General features: G+C 57.3%; 17 protein-coding genes, 3 pseudogenes and 1 riboswitch. Of the genes and pseudogenes, 13 read left to right on the top strand and 7 right to left on the bottom strand.

Translation table 11 applies throughout. The annotated features are described in order from the left end of the window. From IB264_RS30920 to IB264_RS30935, 4 genes and pseudogenes are all read right to left on the bottom strand, one after another. The coding region (locus IB264_RS30920) for a UPF0149 family protein (RefSeq protein WP_192434862.1) at positions 1-562 on the bottom strand (562 nt) is incomplete at its 3' end. Continuing rightward, positions 559-2,126: pseudogene (locus IB264_RS30925) on the bottom strand (IS66 family transposase). The pseudogene IB264_RS30925 and the gene IB264_RS30920, both read right to left, overlap by 4 nt. Before the next feature lie 49 nt (positions 2,127-2,175). Then, complete coding sequence (gene tnpB, locus IB264_RS30930; RefSeq protein WP_192434865.1) at positions 2,176-2,574, bottom strand: IS66 family insertion sequence element accessory protein TnpB; 399 nt, start codon at positions 2,572-2,574, stop codon at positions 2,176-2,178. Then, the gene (locus IB264_RS30935; RefSeq protein ID WP_192434867.1) at positions 2,525-2,995 is read right to left on the bottom strand and encodes a transposase; all 471 of its coding nucleotides are present in this window, start codon (positions 2,993-2,995) and stop codon (positions 2,525-2,527) included. Before IB264_RS30935 ends, tnpB (IB264_RS30930) begins: the two co-directional genes overlap by 50 nt. A gap of 50 nt (positions 2,996-3,045) precedes the next feature. On the opposite strand from IB264_RS30935, the pseudogene IB264_RS30940 reads away from it, so the two are divergent. Beyond that, positions 3,046-4,150, top strand: a pseudogene (locus IB264_RS30940) (IS3 family transposase). 159 nt (positions 4,151-4,309) lie between these two features. Here IB264_RS30940 and IB264_RS30945 read toward each other — a convergent pair. The 3 genes from IB264_RS30945 to IB264_RS30955 form a co-directional block, all read right to left on the bottom strand. After that, positions 4,310-5,152, bottom strand: a complete 843-nt coding sequence (locus tag IB264_RS30945) for an ABC transporter permease (RefSeq protein ID WP_192434869.1) — start codon at positions 5,150-5,152, stop codon at positions 4,310-4,312. 196 nt (positions 5,153-5,348) lie between these two features. Then, positions 5,349-6,020 (bottom strand): cytidylyltransferase domain-containing protein, encoded by a 672-nt coding sequence (locus IB264_RS30950; RefSeq protein WP_192434871.1) that lies wholly within the window; start codon positions 6,018-6,020, stop codon positions 5,349-5,351. A gap of 13 nt (positions 6,021-6,033) precedes the next feature. Then, entirely contained in the window at positions 6,034-8,061 is a 2,028-nt protein-coding gene (locus IB264_RS30955; RefSeq protein ID WP_192434873.1) for a hypothetical protein, read from the bottom strand. 618 nt (positions 8,062-8,679) lie between these two features. Continuing rightward, a riboswitch (TPP riboswitch) is annotated at positions 8,680-8,782 on the top strand. 141 nt (positions 8,783-8,923) lie between these two features. Between IB264_RS30955 and IB264_RS30960 the strand changes: the two genes are divergently transcribed. The 12 genes and pseudogenes from IB264_RS30960 (at position 8,924) to IB264_RS34925 (ending at position 19,117) form a co-directional block, all read left to right on the top strand. Further along, positions 8,924-9,667, top strand: a complete 744-nt coding sequence (locus tag IB264_RS30960) for an ABC transporter permease (protein ID WP_192434874.1) — start codon at positions 8,924-8,926, stop codon at positions 9,665-9,667. Between the two features lie 37 nt (positions 9,668-9,704). After that, positions 9,705-10,649, top strand: coding sequence for an ABC transporter substrate-binding protein (locus IB264_RS30965; protein WP_192434945.1), 945 nt, complete (start codon positions 9,705-9,707; stop codon positions 10,647-10,649). Next, positions 10,646-11,386: a hydroxyethylthiazole kinase gene (locus IB264_RS30970; protein WP_192434875.1), complete on the top strand. Its 741-nt coding sequence runs from the start codon at positions 10,646-10,648 to the stop codon at positions 11,384-11,386. The genes IB264_RS30965 and IB264_RS30970 overlap by 4 nt, the downstream gene beginning before the upstream one ends. Continuing rightward, positions 11,373-12,035 (top strand): thiamine phosphate synthase, encoded by a 663-nt coding sequence (thiE, locus tag IB264_RS30975; protein WP_192434876.1) that lies wholly within the window; start codon positions 11,373-11,375, stop codon positions 12,033-12,035. Before IB264_RS30970 ends, thiE begins: the two co-directional genes overlap by 14 nt. After that, positions 12,032-12,841 (top strand): bifunctional hydroxymethylpyrimidine kinase/phosphomethylpyrimidine kinase, encoded by an 810-nt coding sequence (thiD, locus tag IB264_RS30980; protein WP_192434877.1) that lies wholly within the window; start codon positions 12,032-12,034, stop codon positions 12,839-12,841. Before thiE ends, thiD begins: the two co-directional genes overlap by 4 nt. After that, positions 12,831-14,720, top strand: a complete 1,890-nt coding sequence (locus IB264_RS30985; protein WP_192434879.1) for a TRAP transporter large permease — start codon at positions 12,831-12,833, stop codon at positions 14,718-14,720. Before thiD ends, IB264_RS30985 begins: the two co-directional genes overlap by 11 nt. A 21-nt stretch (positions 14,721-14,741) precedes the next feature. Beyond that, complete coding sequence (locus tag IB264_RS30990; protein ID WP_192434881.1) at positions 14,742-15,743, top strand: TRAP transporter substrate-binding protein; 1,002 nt, start codon at positions 14,742-14,744, stop codon at positions 15,741-15,743. A gap of 188 nt (positions 15,744-15,931) precedes the next feature. Continuing rightward, positions 15,932-16,398 (top strand): annotated as a pseudogene (locus IB264_RS30995) (transposase); the annotation flags it as partial. A gap of 116 nt (positions 16,399-16,514) precedes the next feature. Continuing rightward, positions 16,515-16,829, top strand: coding sequence for a transposase (locus IB264_RS31000; RefSeq protein ID WP_192434883.1), 315 nt, complete (start codon positions 16,515-16,517; stop codon positions 16,827-16,829). Next, a complete protein-coding gene (gene tnpB / locus IB264_RS31005; RefSeq protein ID WP_171521380.1) occupies positions 16,826-17,173 on the top strand; it encodes an IS66 family insertion sequence element accessory protein TnpB in 348 nt (115 codons plus the stop codon). Before IB264_RS31000 ends, tnpB (IB264_RS31005) begins: the two co-directional genes overlap by 4 nt. A 73-nt stretch (positions 17,174-17,246) precedes the next feature. Then, complete coding sequence (locus tag IB264_RS31010) at positions 17,247-18,812, top strand: IS66 family transposase (RefSeq protein ID WP_192434885.1); 1,566 nt, start codon at positions 17,247-17,249, stop codon at positions 18,810-18,812. After that, positions 18,812-19,117: a hypothetical protein gene (locus tag IB264_RS34925; RefSeq protein ID WP_234908105.1), complete on the top strand. Its 306-nt coding sequence runs from the start codon at positions 18,812-18,814 to the stop codon at positions 19,115-19,117. The genes IB264_RS31010 and IB264_RS34925 overlap by 1 nt, the downstream gene beginning before the upstream one ends. The last annotated feature ends 6 nt before the right edge of the window (positions 19,118-19,123 follow it).

Raw genomic sequence — 19,123 nt, forward strand, 5'->3', positions numbered from 1 at the left:
GCTGGCAGTGCGCGTAAATACCCTCGACCGCGAACGGAAGCGTACGCCAGGCATCTCTGAGAATGGCCTCGGGAGGCTTGGGGAATGCTGTCGAGATCATTTGGATCAGCTCAGGCTTTGTGCAGTGAAGAAGAATAGCCATGATCGGATCGCCGGTCTGCTTTTGAGCGAATAGCGGTGCCCATTCCCCGAGATTTAAGCTGATGGCTCCGAAGAATCCGTCGGCCCAGTCGCCAGCAAGCACTTCGCCCTCGTCAGTCCGCATTAACACTGGCGCATAGCGGCCGGGCGCCGTCAGCTGGTGGGCTATGAGGTTATAATGATCGACGATCGTATCGATCACCGCCTGGATCTTGCTGCCGATGAAGGCCTTCTTTTCGTGATCGCCAATGACATGGATCATCCAGTCATTGGGCAACAGGAAGACCGGTCCAGCCGCCAGGCCGGTCAGGAAGCCATTCATCATCGAGACGTCGCGGCAAGGAGGTGCCGGCTCGACCTTTTCGAACCAGGCCTCCAGTTGCTCCAAGGTTAAAGGTTTCGCACGCCTGGGCCGCTTCACGCAGCTACCGCCATGTTCATATCGGGATGTTCTTTCTTCCATTGCCATGGAAGGCAACGCTCAAGGGAGGTCGATTTTATCTCGCCCGACACGATGCGTTCAAGCACGTCGTTGAGCCAGGTATAGGGATCGAGGCCGTTCAACTTGGCTGTCGTCAGCAAGGAGCCTAAAATGGACCAGGTTTCGGCGCCGCCATCACTGCCAGCAAACAGACTGTTGACGCGTCCAAGCGCAATACCTCTCAGCGCTCCACGGTGTTGGAATCGACCTCAAGCCTACCGTCCTCCAGGAACAGCGTTAGGCCAGACCAAAGACCCAGAGTGTACTTGATGGCAGATGCGACAGGGTCCTTGGCGGATATGTCCGTGATCGTATCCATCAGAAGCGCTTTCAGGTCAGCCATCAAGCCTTTGGTTTTCGCCTGACGAACAGACAGGCGATGCTCGGCGCTCGTGCCGCGGATTTTAGCTTCAATCGCATAGATTTCGGCCAGGCGCTCGATCACCGTTTTGGCCAGCTCCGATTTGTATTTCTTATACACATCGACGAACTTGCGGCGCGCATGGGCCAGACAATAGGCAAGTGTAATCCGTCCGGACTTACGACCGGGTCGGGTCAAACTCTTATAAGCTTTATACGCATCGACTTGCAGAAGCCCACTGTAGCTGGCCAGTTGCGACTGGATTTCTGCCTTGCCCCGACCTTGGGCAAACACATAGGCAACCGCAGGATACGCAGGACCGTTCCATGGGCGATCGTCCACCGCATGCGCCCAGAATTGACAGATCTTGGCGCGTTTCCTGCCCTTTTTCAGGACAGGCATCCGGGTCTCGTCCACAAACACCCGGCTATGGCTGTGAATGTAAGCTAAAAGCTTGTCGTAGAGTGTTTTCAGCCACCAGGCTGACCGTTTCACCCAACCGCAAAGCGTTGATGTGTCTAAACGGACGCCTTGTCCTTTCAGCATCTGGACCTGGCGGTTGAGTGGCAGGTACCAGGCATATCGCCATACGACCACATTGCTGATCATGGCCGTCGTCGCCAGGCCGCCATCGAACAACCGCGGTTTCGCTTTGGCCTGAACAACGCCGGTTTCACAAGCCCGGCAGGCATACTTCGGTCGCACCGTGCGCAGAACATAAAGCGTGGCCGGCCGTGACGCGAGGGCCTCGCTTTCTTCTTCACCAATGCGATGGAGTTGCCCCTGGCAGCAGGCACATTCCAACGATGATGGCTCAATGACCTCAACGACGCGTTCAAGATGTTCAGGGAGGGCACCGAGGTTGCGGCGAGGTTGAGATTTGGAGCTTGCTTGACGCGGCGCCTTGGCGGGCTTTGGCTCATCGGTGGTCGCATCCACCGCAACGTCAAGCTCCGCGTCCCCTAGATCGAGACGGATCTGCCCTTCGAGAACCGCAATGCACTTTTCGGACTTCTGCCCAAAAGGTTGCGCGTTGGCAGCCTTCAACATGCCCTTCAGACGCTCGATTTCAGCGTCTCTTTCCAGGACCATACCGACCAGAATGTCTGGGTCCCGAGGCAGGTGTTGGCCACGGTTGAGCATGGCAAACACTAGCCAAAAGTCGCGGAATTGTCCATGGATTACAATAAGATCACGCTATTTTTGTAGGGCGCTTCACGGGCCTTTGCTCTACTTTTGTCCAGTCCAGACCATCTAACAAAAGCGCCATTTCGCTGGCGCTGAGATGAACGGCCCCGTCACGAACGGCAGGCCAGGTAAAGTGACGATCTTCCAAAACCTTGGTCACCAACACCATGCCACTGCCGTCCCAAGCCACCATCTTCAAACGATCATTGCGCTTACTGCGGAAGATATACACGTCGCCCGAATAAGGGTTCGCGCCAAGCGTGGTTGATACCAGCGCTGCCAGACCATTTATGCCTTTCCTAAAATCGACCGGCTTGGAAGCAATCAGGATCCGTAAATCGTTCGAAGCGTGATCAAGCCGAACCCCGCAGCGCGCTGAACACCGTCCGCAACGCCTGCTCATCAACGCCGCCGTCGATAACGACACAAGCGCCGTTAATCTCAACGCGAACGGTCAGCGACCTCCCGAGACATGGTTGAGGCTGTTCGTCACCAAGTTTCACGACCGGCACGAAACGCATCTCCTGCTCATCCGATGCGCTCTCGCGGGCGCAGCGACGCCAATAGTGCAACAAGCCTTGACTGACGCCGTATTGACGCGCAACGGCAGAGATATTGGCCCCGGGCACAAAACTCGCCGCTGTGATCTTCGCCTTGTCCTCCGGGCTCCATCGACGGCGGCGATCCTCGCCGATGATGACTTCGACACGACGTGACGTCGATCGAGCCCGCTCTGCATTACCTTGCGCATAGTGCTGATGACTGTCATCAGCACTATGCGGCACAACTTGCTCGTCGCTCTCGATTGGCACCAGATCCATCATTCCCACCTCTCAATCTCGAAAGATCGGAATTATGCGCGAACTGAAATTCAATGAAATGTGGGGCGCTCGCAACGCTTACGTTCATTCTGAAGCAGGGTGATGAAGGGGTGACGGTCGCAGAGATCTGCCGCAAGGCGGGGATCAGCCAGGCGACCTACTTCAATTGGAAAAAGAAATATGCCGGTTTGTTGCCGCCGGAGATGAGGAAGCTGAAGCAGCTCGAGGACGAGAATGCGCGATTGAAGAAGATCGTTGCCGACCTGACGCTGGACCGCGAGATGCTGCAGGATGTCATTCGGCGAAAGCTTTAAGGCCTGCTCGGAAGCGGGAGGTGGTGAAGGGTATGTGCCGGGATTGGACGATCTCGATCCGGCGTGCTTGCGGTGCACTCGACTTTGATCGGTCGACCTACCATTACACCTCCCGTCGTGCCGATCAGGCCGGTCTGGAACGTCGTATTCGGGAGATTTGCGAGACGCGCGTGCGCTACGGCTACCGCCGTGTGCATGTGCTGCTGGAACGCGAAGGTTGGGGCACCAACATCAAGCGAACCTATCGCATTTACAGAGACTTGGGCTTGCAGTTGCGCAACAAGACGCCGAAGCGCAGGGTCAAGGCAAAGCTTCGGGAAGATCGGCAGATGGCGATCGGTCCGAATGACGTGTGGGCGATGGACTTCGTGCACGATCAGCTCGCGACCGGAAAGAAACAAAGAAACTGCGGGTTCTGACGGTGGTCGACACCTTCTCACGCTACGTGCCAGTGCTTGATCCGCATCACAGCTATCGCGGTGAAGACGTGGTGCAAACGCTGGAACGGGTATGCCGCCAGGTTGGCTATCCGAAGACGATCCGTGTCGATCAAGGTACGGAATTTGTGTCCCGCGATCTCGACCTTTGGGCTTATGCCAAGGGCGTGATCTTGGACTTCTCACGGCCGGGTAAACCCACGGACAATGCTTTTATCGAAGCCTTCAACGGCCGCTTCCGAGCGGAGTGCCTGAACCAGCATTGGTTCCTGACCCTTGCGGACGCCCGCGAAAAGATGGAGGATTGGCGCAGAGACTACAATGAGTTTCGGCCCCATGGTGCGATCGGCAACAAGGTACCGATCTCACTGATGAATCAGGGAAGCGCCGCCAGCCCGCTTCCCTGAGATAGGCCGGAAAACTCTACCCTCCGCTGGTCCAGAAACTTGGGGCGGTTCAATAAGTGGAAAATTCCACCTCCAAATGGTCTAACTCAACGGGAGCGCGTCAGATTCAAACGGCGCTTCCGGTACGGCGCCTCTAAGGGGCTGTTTTCGGTAGAGACATCAGTTGCTCAGCATTGTTTGCTTTAGATAGCGCTCCATCAATAGACCCACAGCCACGCTTCCGAAACCCCACATCAATAGGTACGTCTTGTCGAGGTCTTCCGCAGGATATCCCAGGTAGTAAGCACTGCGCATCCATTCGACAGCATGGAAAACGGGATTGAAGGAACAATAATACACCACCTGTTCTGGGAAACCGTGCAGGTAGATGGGGGCCCCTGAGCTGAGATACACGACAATCATCGAGAGGGCGTACCCCATCGGGAACATCGGCAACATCGCGGAAATTACACTAACCACGATCCCCACGCCGATCGACAGCACTATCGTACTCAGTAGGGCGAGAAGGGCGGTATCAGGGGACCTGGGTATCGGATCGGAACCGATAGAAAGCAGGATTACATATATGACGAACATCGAGACCATAATCCCGATGAACTCCAGAAACGACCTGGCTAAAACGATATCGAGCAGATGGACTGCTGGGAAGGATAGCATGCTTTTGTTGGCTACGACCGAAACCGACATGTACCGCGATATGTAGGTGAACGTTAGAGCCGGAAACAGACCGGTCGCGAAGAACAATGCCATATCGTCTCCGAATATGGCTTCGCGTCCTGTGACTCTGTAGATGCCTAGCAACATAGCAATGTGAGCCACTGGCAACAACGGGACGATCAGGAAACCCAATCCGTGATTAAAGTATCGGCTCCTGATATCACGCATGACTACCGCGTGCATGACGTTAAGTTGCCTTTGCAAGGCTACGTTAATGCTAACCTTCCCCACAGGTTGTGCCATCGGCCGTCGATGGCTTGTCGTCTCAACGTCGATATTTGGCATTCTTTAACCTCTCTAGGATTTGAGAAACCCTTTGGCCGGCCCCTTACATAGAACCTAGATCGTCAATCCAGGGCGGCCCCCAGAAATGGCCGTCCTCCGCCTAGCGCGCAATGAAGCGCATTTCACGCCTCCGAACGCATCAAAGATCGCTGTGGGATTTTCCGTACCGTGCTTGCTCTAGATCGGACGGAGAATATTAATCCACGCGTCGAGATTTTTCCATGATGCATTCCGCTAGGGCAAGGTCATCCATAGTATTGACGTCAAATGATATCATTCCTGAAAGTTCAAAGAAATAAGGACTGAGTCCGTAAAAGTAACTATTCTCGACCATATTCATTCGAGGTTGAACGAATATGGCGCCGTCTTGAAAGAAAATAGGTTCCAACGTGGATGCAAGTTGATGCGGTCTCTTCAACGGCTCGAAATTCAACGGTTTCTTATTTGCCGTCCAAATATGGCTTTGGAGCCGAGTAACAGACATCAACGAGTCGTACCCGTCGGCGCTAGCCGTCGCGAACGCTGACAAAGCACGAGCGTAGTCTGACGCCTCCACAAACGGGTTGGTGCAATGCGCCCAAAGCACAATGTCGCCCGAAACGCGAGATACGAGGTCTTCAATCATTTCATTCGCGGAGCAACGGGACTCATCGCAGAAATAAGGTTCGCGGTTGAGGTATTCGGCGCCGTTACGCTGCGTTATTTGACGAATATCATCGGAGTCGCTCCCAACGATGATTTGATCAATCAAGTTACAACTTGCAAGCTGCTTTATCTTTCTTTCGATGAGTGACATTCCACCCAGCATACGTAAATTCTTCGCATGCACTCGCCGGGAGACGCCTTTCGCTGGAATTATCGCGACCACGCTTTTATTTCCGTTAATCATACGAAATCCCAAGAGATTGGAGACAGAATCCGAGCAAACGGGTATCCCCATTCAAGCCAATTGCAGCCGGACACAGGACTTCCGATACCTCAAACTCAAGGATGGTGAAATTATCCTCTCCGTCAAGCTGGCCGGCCACGTCAAGATCGACAGTTTGGAAATCCTTATCAGTCCAATCTACCGTGAGCAACGCACCCGATAGCGTCCGCACGCTCACGTTCTGATGTTCGAGTAGCTTTCTGCCGGTTAAGGACAATCGCCTTACGTTTTCGCGTGCGGCCGGCAAAAGAATAGAGGCCTTGACTTTGCTCGACCAAGTTCCCGATTCATCGGCGGAATGAAATCCGTCGACAGTTGTTTTTATGCCCGAACGCCAGGGTGTGAAGTACAACGGGAAGCCATCGCTCGAAGTCAGCGCCGGTCGCTCATTTGGTTCCGACAGAGAAATGGGCCAAACAAATCTTCCCTCTCCTGCCGTACTAATCGCTCGGAGTGCGTTCATGAAGGGGTCGCGTTCGATAGAGTAACGGCTCAGCCGCTCAGAGGCCTCTTGAAAATAGGTCATCTCATCAACCCAAAAGCTACAAATCTCGGGAAGCGCTTCGGATTGAACATTCGCCAGCGTGGATTCAAAAAGTAGGAATGCCTGCGCAAGCCACCTTTCACGGTCACTCATAACGGGAATCTCTGAGCCTGACAGAAGGGAGAAGTACTCCTCCCGGGTGTGGCATGGCCGAGAAAATCCGCAGCGCGAATAAGGTGCGGCACCGGCGAGAATGCAAGGGATTCCCGCCGCTGAAGCTTCGATACCAATCGTTCCCCGGACGGTAATTATAAGATCTGACATCGAAAAACACTCCACAGCGCCTTGGCTAGCATCAGCAAAGTGTATGTTACTTACCTCAGCATATTGTTCCCGTAGCTGGTCAATTAGCCCAGTGCGGTCATAGACCTTATCAAGCGGATGTGGGCGGATTATCCAGTTCTTTGATTCATCGCACGCTGCGAAAGACAAGGTCTCCCTCAGCCACTCCGAGTGATCACGGAAAACTTGAGCGTCAGAGCATGGGATATCGGAAAAAGTATGCGCAAAGACAGATACGATTGGCTTCCCGTCACGCCAGGGGTATCTGTTCGCAAAGTAACGTTTCAAGAGAGGTCTAGCGCCAGCTGCTGATAGCGATGTCGGGATAGTGCTCCATCCTTTGGTTGGTACTGCAAGCGTTGAGTGCCCGTATGCCCACGGACTGTTTTTTAACGCTTCTTTCGACGCTTCAAAAGCCGCTGCATTCGCTCGCGCTTTTGTTGCCCCAAACGGCTCGTCGGCAGAAGGCGCTAACCGCCAGACAGAAACAGTTCGGCCAGTGAAAAAGTTGTAGATTGGGATCGCTCTCAACGTAGCATGATGACATGCAAGTCGCCATGGATTGTAATCCATGTGCCCAGCAACTACGGCAACAACATTTTCAGTATTGAAGAACGTCGATAAATACTCATCGACGTATTTGGCCTCTAGCGTAGCTTCAAAGATCTCACGGCCGAACCCTTCGCATGAAGGAATGAGACCAGCCCGTAAGGCGCTTTCATAAGCACATGTCAGGATATGCGCTCTAGATTTGTCAACGTCGTTTATGAAATGTCGGGCCTCATTATCATCTTGTAGCATGTCTTCTATGATTGTGAATGCTTTTCGAAAAGTACCGCCGAATTCTCTCTCAAAGTCGTCTTTGGAAAGATATATAACCTCGTGGACGCCGTGAGCCCTAGCAATCTCCCGAATAGCGCTGATGTTCAATTTCGGGCATGATTGCGCAACGACGGAAGTATTTAAACAAAAGCCGACAATCTTGCACTTTTTCTCAAGTTGTAAACCTTTTGCTATCAGGAGAGAATACAATAAATACTCTATCCAATCGTGAGTTAGGTCTATCAGTATGACGCCATCATTCGTTATTTCGGGAAACGCTTCCCATTGACGAGCTGTGACATCGAGAAACGTTTTATACCAAGTGGCATTCATATCTGCTATCATAAACCTACAACCGGCGTCCCGAGGCCCTCTAATATATCTCAGCGAAATCAGATCATTGCAATTCTGTGTCTTACTTAAGACTAACCGGAGATGCCGCTGATTTGGACTGATTTCATCCGAGCAGATTATGCCCGACGGGAGAGCCGCCGCGCAAGCGACCTACTGGTTGCGGAACGCAGTTAATTGCAGTTTTTCTAGCGGCGGTCGTTTGTGGACATATTTCTGTGGAAATAGGACCGTTGGGCAGAGCTCGCGCAACGCACCTAAAGAGGATAAATTCTTCGGGCGCATTACGGGTCGCTTTGCTTGGACTTCTCGGAGTAACCTTTGGCGCCGACGCGCACGTCATGGCGGTCTGAATAGCCTCCGCAGGTGTAAGGCACGTCGCTGGCGGCTGTCCGGGTCTTAAGCGTCGACGTAGCCACTCTCCACGAATTCTTGGCTGTCTTTGGAATTCGAGCTGCAGCGGTTGTCAACGTTCACCTCAATGTGTGCGCCGTTTGAGCGGGATTCGTAGTTAAGTCGGCAATTCTGGAATCTTCGCCTTTTCTAGGCAGAATCGTCGAAGTCGCGTTGACAGTCACCTGGGATTCTTTCATAAAATCAGACCATTCCGAGGGGAGCACAATGCAGTGCTGAGATGGCGGTGAGCCGGACCCTTGAACCTGATCCGGGTCATGCCGGCGTAGGAACGGGAAAAGAGCCGCTTTCGGCAAACTAATCGCGTCTTCGCTTTCACCTGGGTCTCCGTGATATTTTGTCTGGAGATCGATCGATGCTGTCTTTTGCCAAGTTGCCGCCGGATGGAGGGTTTGCATTTTGTCCGGGTTGCTGCGTCGGCTGACCGGCGATGGGCTTGGCTTTCACATTTGTTCGTAGCCTTGCTGTGCTTGCTGTCCTCTGGCAAGGGGCGGTCGTCGTCTTTGCGCCGCCGCGCTATCTGTTACCAACGCCGATCGAGGTACTGGCCGTCTTTGCGCGGCAGCCGGGATTTCTGCTTGAGCAGAGCTTGGTGACGATCGCGGAAATGCTGGCCGGGCTCGCGGTCGGCACGGCGTTCGGCGTTGCGACGGCTATCGGGCTGGCGGCTTTTCCGCGGCTTGGAAAGCTCGCCTGGCCCTTCGTGCTCGTCCTCCAGGCCTTTCCCGTTTTCGTCATCGCACCTTTGCTGGTGCTGTGGTTCGGCTTCGGCATGGCCTCGAAGATCGTGATGGCGGCGATCATCATCTTCTTTCCCGTCGTTTCCGCTTTCTCGGACGGCCTACGCCGTACCGACGCGCAGATCCTCGATGCCGTCGCGCTGACCCAGGCGAGCCACTGGCAGGCGCTAAGGCTCGTGCGACTGCCTCTGGCGTTGCCGGGGCTCGTTACCGGCCTGCGCGTTGCGGCTCCCTTGGCGCCGCTCGGCGCTGTCGTCGGCGAATGGGTTGGCGCCTCGGCCGGGCTCGGTTTTGTTATCGTCCAGGCAAATGCCCGCATGCAGACCGATGTCGTCTTCGCTGCGATGGCCATTCTTGCCGTACTTGTCGTCGCCCTCAGGCTGCTCGTCGATGAGGCAACCCGTCCATTCGCGCACTGGGCGCGGGAAACCTGAATTTCTGAGATCAATTGGGAGAGTTCATAACATCATGATCCGTAAATCTCTGCTTTCCGCCAGCCTCGCACTCGGCGTCGTCTTTTCGGCCGGCTCAGCAACTGCCGCTGAAAAGCTGACAGTGATGCTGGAGTGGTTCGTCAATCCCGACCACGCGCCGATCGTTGTCGCCAATGAACTCGGTCTGTTCGAAAATGCGGGGCTCGAGGTCCAACTCGTACCACCCGCCGACCCATCAAGTGTACCGCGACTGGTCGCAGCCGGGCAGGCGGATATCGGCGTGCACTACCAGCCGAACCTTTATCTCGATCAAGCCGCAGGCCTGCCGCTTGTTCGCATTGGCACTCTGGTCGAGACGCCGCTCAACACCGTCACCGTCCTTGACGTCGGTCCGATCCGCAGCCTTGCCGATCTGAAGGGCAAGAAGATCGGCTTTTCCGTGTCCGGTTTCGAGGATGCGATGCTCGGCCGAATGCTCGCCTCGGCCGGTCTCAAGAAAGAAGACGTCGAGCTCGTCAACGTCAACTTCGCCCTGTCTCCGTCGCTGATCGCCGGTAAGGTCGATGCAACGATCGGCGGCTTCCGGAATTTTGAACTGACGCAGATGCGGATTGAGGGACATGAGGGCCGGTCCTTCTTTCCCGAAGAGCATGGCGTGCCTGTCTATGACGAACTTGTCTTCGTCGCCGATAAGGCAAAACTTGCCGACAAGCGCTTGCGGCCCTTCCTCGCCGCAGTGGAGCGGGGTGCGATCTTCCTCACCAACCATCCGGATGAAGCCTGGAAGCTGTTCATCAGGGCCTATCCGAATCTTGACGACGAACTCAACCGTAGCGCATTCACGGACACGCTGCCGCGGTTCGCCAAAAGGCCGGCGGCGCTCGATCGTGGTCGATACGAGCGGTTTGGGGCGTTTCTCGCCGAAAGTGGCTTGATCGGTAAGGCACCTGCTGTCGACGATATCGCGGTGGAAATTCGATGACGGGCACGTCGGGCTTCGTCGAAAATGCTGCTGCATCGCTGGCGCTTGTGCGGGAGCAGCGCCCGCGGGTGCATTGCCTGATGAACACGGTGGTGCAGAAGTTTGTAGCCGATGGGTTAGCAGCGCTGGGTGCGATCCCCTCGATGACATCGACACCGGAGGAGGTCGAGGCTTTTGCCCGCCGCGCCGATGCGCTCGTCGTCAATCTCGGTACGCTTGATGAAGAGCGCCGGAGGGCGATCCGTTTGGCAGCGGCGGTTGCGCGCGATGCCGACAAGCCGTGGATCGTCGATCCCGTGCATTGCGACTATTCGCCGTCGCGGCTTGTCTTCGCCCGGGAACTCATCGCAGCTGGCCCTTCCGTTGTTCGCGGCAACGCAAGCGAGATGGATATCGTCGGTAACGCCAATGGCGCGCTGAGGATCAAGACCGGGGCAGTCGATGAACTCACACTGGATCTACATACGATCCGGGTTGAGAACGGCCACCCCCTCATGGCGCAGGTCACGGGTACCGGGTGCCTCTCCGGCGCCTTGATCGCAGCTTTCATGGCGGTCGAGCCGGAACGCCTGAAGGCCGCCACGGGTGCACTGCTGACGAGCGGCATCGCCGCCGAAATCGCTGGGGAGCGTTCGAGTGGGCCCGGTACCTTCGAAGCTCTCTTCCGTGATGCGCTCGCAGCGCTGCGCCCCGAAGATATCATTGTCAATGCCAGGATTTCCCATGCCGAAAGTTGATTATCGCCTCAATGCCCTCGTCGATGCCCGCCTTGGCGACAAGGCGAGTTTGGCTGATCTGGCACGCATCGCCGCGCTCAATGGTGCGACGCTGATCCAGTATCGCGACAAGACGAGCTCGACACGGGAAATGATCGAACAGGCGCGGGCGATCGCCGCTGCTCTTGCAGTCACCGGTGTGCCCTTCGTCGTCAATGACCGCATCGATGTGGCGCTCGCAGCCGGTGCTGATGGTGTTCATCTCGGCCGGGATGATATGGATGCGGCAACAGCGCGCTCGATCATGGGCGATACCGCGATTATCGGTTTGACGGTCAAGAACGAAGCGGACGCTGAGACGGCGATTGCCTCGCCGATCGACTATGCTTGCATCGGCGGGGTCTATGAGACGCTGTCGAAGCACAACCCCGATCCGCCTGTTGGCCTCGAAGGGTTCGCCACACTTCGTGCCGCGCTTCTGGCGGCCAAGCCGGACCTGCCGGTCGGCGCCATTGCCGGCATCAGTGCGCAGCGCGCCGCGGAAGTCATTGCCGCCGGAGCCGATGGTGTTGCAGTCATCTCCACAATCTTCGCCGCTGTGGATCCAGCGGCGGCCACGCGCGAGTTGCGCGCTTGTGTCGAGAAGGCTCTGGCGGAGTCTTCGCGATGACCGCCATTGCTGTCACCATTGCGGGCTCGGATTCCGGCGGCGGGGCTGGGATCCAGGCAGACCTGAAGACGTTTTCGGCTCTCGGCGCCTATGGCGCGAGCGTTATCACTGCGATCACGGCGCAGAACACCAGGGGTGTAACGGCAGTCGAGGATATCTCCCCGGCAATTGTGGAAGCACAGATCAATGCGGTGTTTTCGGATCTCGCCGTTGGCGCGGTAAAGATCGGCATGGTGTCCCGCGGAGAGACGATCGCGATCATTGCCGACGGACTTCGCCGATACGGAAAGATGGCAGTGCTCGATCCTGTGATGGTCGCCACATCCGGTGACCCGCTGCTACGCCCCGATGCGATTGCTACTTTGACCGAGCAGTTGGTGCCACTGGCGCTGATCGCCACGCCCAACCTGCCGGAGGCGGCATTGCTGACCGGGCGCGCGATCGCGACGGATGAGGTGGAGATGGCCCGGCAGGCGGAGATCATTCTGAAGGCCGGCGCGCGTTCGGTGCTGATCAAGGGCGGGCATGGGCATGGCCCCGAAGCGACGGATATCTTCTTCGATGGAGGAGACCCCGTTCGGCTGACGGCGCCGCGCATTGAGACGACGAATGATCACGGCACGGGATGCACGCTGTCGGCGGCGATCGCTGCCGGGCTTGCAGGCGGAATGTCACTCGCAGACGCCGTCATTGCCGCCAAGGATTATCTTCACGGTGCCATCGTTGCCGCCGGCGATCTCAAAGTCGGGCAGGGACGGGGACCAGTCCACCACTTCCATCGTTGGTGGCAGCCCGATGATCGCTAACGCTGCGCAGGCGTTTTCGCTGCAACTGGAGCGAACGCTAGAGCTTGCCGGAGCGTTTCTGCTTGCGCTCCTGCTCGTCACCATCACCTTCTCGGTTCTCCTCCGTTACGTGGCGGAAAGCGGTTTTACCGGGGCAGAGGAAGCGGCGAGCTGGTTGCTGGTGGCACTTGTCTCGATCGGGTTGCCGCTTGCCTCGACCGCTAGGGGATTGCGGATCGATCTGTTTGAGGGAGGACCGGCGTCTGGTCATGGCCACGACCATGCGCAAGTTTCACGCCGCTCGTCGCAGTTCGTTGGGGGTGGCAACACCGAACCGTGGCTCTGGCCAAGGCGCATCGCACTTCGGGATCTGCGCGCATTGTTCTCCGGCACCATCACTCTGCTTGCTTGTATCATCCTGATGTTCGGCAGCGGTAGAGCGGCGCTCGATCTTGGCGGCGTATCACCGTCACTCGGCCTGTCGGAAGGACTGCGTCCGGCGGTGCTGAGCGCCGGGGGCGTGCTGGCGATTGTTGCGATTCTGCTCCACCACCTCGCAGAGCGCCGCTTTCTCGCATTCGTTTCGATGCTGGTGGTTGCCGCCGGAGCGCATTGGGCGGTCGGCGCCGCGCCGATCTTGAGCCTGACATCGCCCAGCGTCATCCTTTGCTGTCTTGCACTTGCGGCAATTTTCGCGGGAACGCCGCTCCCTCATGCCTTTATCGCCGCGGCCTCTGTCGCTGTCGCTTTCGGCGCGCCGATGCCGGAGGAGGCGATGGCGGCGGCCACCTTGTCCGGCATGTCGCGTTATTTGCTCACCGCCATTCCATTCTTTCTGCTCGCAGGGGCGCTTTTGACCGCGTCCGGGATTGCGAGCGACCTGGTTCGGTTCGCCGCCGCCCTTGTCGGCCATCGTCGCGCCGGGCTCGGACAGACGGTGCTACTGACCGGCGTGCTTTTTTCTGGCGCTTCCGGCTCGTCGATCGCCAATGCGGCGTTCGGCACCGCCGCTTTCATGCCGCAGCTGACGAAGCGCGGCACACCGCCTGAACGCGCCGGGGCGTTGATTGCTGCCGTCTCGGTTCTCGACAACATCATCCCGCCATCGATTGCCCTTCTAATCCTTGCTGCTGCCGCGGATCTATCGACCGGCAAGCTCCTGGCCGGCGGCTTCGTCGCAGGGCTGGTCATGGCGGCAACGCTTGCTGTTGCCATCCATTTCAACGGTGCGACGACAGCGAGCGCCGACAGGGTATCGGCCGGAGAGTGTCGACGACTTGGCGTTCGGGCGCTGCCCGCCTTCGGTCTCGGCATCATCGTCGTTGCCGGCATTCGCGCAGGCGTGGTGGCGCCGACCGAGGCTGCTGCACTTGCGGCCGCCTATACCTTGGTCGCGGCCATCTTGAAGCGAACGGCGATTCAAGAGATTGGAGTTACCTTCCGGCAATCGGCGCGCGAAACCGCAGCAATCTTGTTGTTGATCGGTTCGGCCACGCCCTTCGCGTTCCTAATTGCCGTTGATGGAGTGGCCGCTCAGGTGTCGTCTGCAGCGGCTTGGCTCGGGTCCAACCCATTTCTGGTGATTGCCGCGCTCAATCTTTTGCTGCTGGGCGTTGGACTGTTCCTTGATATCGGTGCGGCGATCCTGTTGTTTGCACCGCTCACCCTGCCGGTCGCCGTCTCGGCCGGTATCGACTCCATTCATTTCGGCGTCATCCTGGTCGTCAATCTGATGATCGGTGGTTTAACGCCGCCCGTCGGCATCCTCGTCCAGACCGTCGGCAACGCTTCCGGTGTCCCTGTTGTCGCACTGTTTGCCGCGTCGCGGCCGTATCTGCTCGCGCTGCTGTCGGCGCTGGCACTTCTCAGTTTTTCTGCGGCGCTTGCCGCCTGCTTCTGAACCCCAAGGGAGGGAATGGATATGCTTCGCCTCAATCGTCGTGCGTTCAACCTGAGCCTGCTTGCAACCGGCGCCTCCGCACTGGCCGCTCCGGCATTGACGGGCCGGGCGGCCGCCGCACGCCCCGTACTCATCGCTTCGCTGCTGGGTGAAAACAAGCCGGAGACCAAGGTTTGGCTCAAGATACGCGATCTCATCGAAGCCAAGTTTCCGGGACGATTTTCTTTCAACATCGTGCCGAATGCAGCACTCGGCGGCGAGAAAGATGTCAACGAAGGTCTACGGCTGGGTGCCATTCAGGGCAGCCTTTCCACTCTTTCTGCCCTGTCCGCCTGGGCGCCTGAAAGCCAGCTCTTCGACATGCCATTCCTCTTCCGTGATGCCGATCATGTTCGCGCGACAGTCGCTTCGCAGCCTGGGGATGCGTTGAAGGCGAAGCTTGAGGGACAGGGGTTCGTCGTTGGAGATTATGTCAACTACGGCGCACGGCATCTGCTGGCGAAAGAGCCGCTGACGCGTCCCGGCGACGTGTCAGGAAAGAGATTGCGCGTCATCCAGAGCCCGCTGCATGCGACACTGTGGGAGAGCTTCGGAGCGGTTCCCGTCGGCTTGCCGATCACCGAGACCTACAACGCGCTTGCAACCGGCGTCGTTGACGCGATGGACCTGACGAAGTCGGCCTATGCCGGCTTCAGGCTCTACGAGGTCGTGCCAGATGTGATCGAGACCGGTCACATCTGGGCATCGGGCGCGATCATTTTTGCCAAACCCTTCTGGAACGGCCTGACGGCCGAAGAGCAGGACGTCTTCCGGGATGCAGCCATAGAAGGCGCACGGCATTTCAACGCGTTGATCGTCGCCGATGAGGCGGCCTCGGTCGAGGTAGCGAAAACGGCGGGTGCGCGCTTCCTTGCCGCCGAAGATCGCGAAGAATGGGTGGCGGGCGCACGAAAGGTTTGGGCTGCCTATGCCGACAAGGTTGGTGGCTTGGAGGTGGTCGAGGCTGTGCGGGCATTGGGCTAAAGGGCTAGACAGCATTAGCCGATAATGCGCTAGCGCTTCACCCTGGAGGTTTCACCATGTGGCTAGGGTCTGATGGGGTTTTCGGCTTGAGCCCATCTTTGAGGATTTTGGATAGGGGGTGCTGCGCTTCGGGCTGATGATAAACGTGGTCTCTCCAACGGCCACAAACGTCATAAGAGAAACGGAGCATGAGACATTATGCGGGTTTGGACGTCTCTCTGAAAGAGACCTCTGTATGTATTCTGGATGAAAGGGGTACGGTTCTGCGAAAGTCCCAGGCCATCCTGAAGATCTGGTGCGGATTCTGAAGGATCCTGCCGTGCCGCTGGTTCGGATCGGTCTCGAGGCTGGTCCACTTTCACAATGGCTATTCAGCGGAATGGTGGAAGCTGGGCTGCCCACCATCTGCATCGAGACGCGCCATGCCAGAGCCTTCCTGAGGGCCCAGATTAACAAAACGGACCGCAATGATGCGCGCGGCATCGCACAGATGATAGGCGTCAATTTGTTTTGTCCTGTCGATGTCAAGACGCTCCCCAGCCAGAAACGGCGGGCGTTGCTGACGGCCCGCAAGCTAGTGAAGGAAAAGGCTATTGCCATCGAGAACGATAGTGAGCGTCCGGTGAGCCGATTTTGTCGGAAGGCTCGGGTGGTGCAAGTTACGTCACAAATGAATCATCTGTGACGTAACTAGGTATGAATGGCCAAAGTTGAGATCCTAACTGGTGCCGAGCGACAGCGTCGGTGGTCCACAGAGCTGAAGCTTTCGATATGCAGGAAGCTTTCGGTGTCGACGGCAGCGTTTCGGTTGTAGCGCGGCGCCATGATATTCTTCCCCAGCAGATATACGCCTGGCGAAAGAAGTTCTCGCCGCCCAAGTTGGAAGCTTCAAAGACAGCATCGTTTATCCCGGTTTCGGTTATCGGGCCGTTGGAATGCCCCGCCGATGGTTCCAAGGGGAGCGGTGTTCGGTCGAGGTCCAAGGATGTTGAGATCGTTTTGGGGAACGGCCGCGTGCTCAGAGTTGCCGCTGACTTGGATCTTGAGCTGTTGTCATCGTTGATCGCCTGTGTGGAGGCCGCATGATCGGGCCTTCGGGAAATGTGCGGGTGTATCTGGCCTGCGGTGTGACCGATATGCGGCGTGGGATTGATGGTCTATCGACGCTGGCCGAGACGGTTATAAAGGAGGCACCAGGGTCCGGTGCCATCTTCGGCTTCCGCGGCAAACGCGCGGATCGGATCAAGCTTCTTTGGTGGGATGGCCAAGGGTTCTGCCTGTTTTACAAGGTCCTTGAGCGTGGATACTTTCCCTGGCCGACGGCGAAGGATGGCGTGGCGCACCTGACACAGGCCCAACTTTCCATGCTTGTCGAGGGTATCGATTGGCGCCGACCGGCGTGGACTTCCGCTCCCGACCGAACGGGATGAAAGCTACTGTTTTTACAAGAGAATCCGTGCAAATTGCTAGCGCTCCTGGCGCAAATCAGCTACGTTTTGGGGCATGGAAACAACGCCCTTGGACAGTCAGGACGAGCTATCTGCTTTGCGCGCGCTCGTCGCTGAACAGGCGGCGAAACTCAGCGAGCAAGAAGCCGAGGTCGGTAAACGCGACTCCATCATCAGCCTTCTGCGCGCACAGTTAGAGCTGCTCCGCCATCGGCAGCATGGCCCTTCCTCGGAAAAGATAGATCGGAAGATCGAGCAATTTGAGCTGATGCTGGAGGAGATCGAGGCCTCCCGCGCCGAGGCTGAGATGCGCTCCGGGAAAGCCCCCTTGCCGGAGTTGGATGACGCACCTGGTAAGCCGAAGCGCAAACCTCTGCCGGATGACCTGCCAACCGAAGAACTGGTCTATGCGGCGCCCTGCAGTTGTCCAGCCTGTGGTGGCACGTCTTTCCTCAAAGCGGCTGACAAGGTGGTCCAGGTGATGGAGCACGTACCGGCGTCTGTGAAGATTGTCCGACACGTCGAAAAGCGCAGGATCTGCAAGGACTGCGATACGACGGTATCCGGCGAAATGCCGACCTTGCCGATCGAGCGCGGCAAGCCCGGACCGGGATTGCTTGCGCACATCATGGTCGCCAAGTTCGACGATCATATTCCACTCTATCGCATCTCCGAGATGTACGACCGGATGGGAATAGACATCTCCCGCTCCGTCATGGCGGACTGGGTTGGCTGCGTGTCAGTTCTGCTTGCTCCCCTCATCTTGCTGATAAGGTCCCACATTGCGGCAGTCGACCGAATACATACGGACGATACCCCGGTCGATGTTCTTGACCCTGGGCGCGGGAAGACAAAAACAGGCAGGGTCTGGGTCTATGTCTTTGATGGCAGCGGGTATCAAGATCCAACTCCCAGAGCCATCGCCTATTATTATAGCCCCGACCGTAAGGGCGCTCATCCAGCCGACCATCTCGCTGCCTTCAGCGGCGTGATGCACGCCGACGGCTATGGTGGTTATAAGAAGCTTTACGGCAACCAGATCATCGAGGCGGCCTGCATGGCGCACGTGCGCCGCAAGTTCCATGATGTAATCAAGCTGAAGCCATCACCGGTCGCCGAGGAGGCGCTGTCTCGCATCGGCGCGCTCTACGATATCGAGGATCGTATCCGCGGCATGACGGCCACCGAGCGCCAAACGCTACGACAAGAGCACGCTAGGCCCATTCTGAGAGACCTGAAGGTCTGGATGGAGGATACGCTCCCGACGTTGCCGCAGAAACAGAAGCTGGCCGAAGCGATGCGATATGCCCTGTCGCGGTGGGCAGCATTGAGCGTCTACATCGATGACGGGCGCGTCGAGATCGACAACAATATAGCTGAACGAGCCATGCGCCCGCTCGGAATCGGAAGAAAAAACTGGTTATTCGCTGGCTCAGACAAGGGCGGAGAGCGCATCGCCAATATTCTGACCATCATAGAAACAGCCAAACTACATGGCCACAATCCGAAGGTCTATCTGACAGACGTCCTGACTCGGATCCAGGATCACCCCAAGGATCGCCTTGAGGAACTACTGCCGTGGCAGTGGATGCCGGCAAAAGACCTACATGAGGCTGCCTGATGGCCCGCTCGAGGACTATCTACACGCTTAAAGAGATCGCTGACATGATCGGCGAGAACCTCGAGCTGCTCGAGGAAGTCACCAGCAACTTGGACAATATCGCCGAGGGCGAAATGGTCCAAGTCCGTGACGGAAGCGAATACGGTACAAGAGGCTTGACTGGAGATGGCGTCGAGGGCCTCCAGGAGCTTCTCGCAGACATACGGACATGGGATGGTGGAATCCGCCAGTTTCTCGTCGATGAACAATGCGATCCGGATGTGGTCGAACGCGTTATGGCAGACGAGATGAAGCGCGGCCTATAATATCGG

Origin of the sequence: Ensifer sp. ENS11 (assembly GCF_014851895.1) — a bacterium.
GTDB lineage: Bacteria > Pseudomonadota > Alphaproteobacteria > Rhizobiales > Rhizobiaceae > Ensifer > Ensifer canadensis.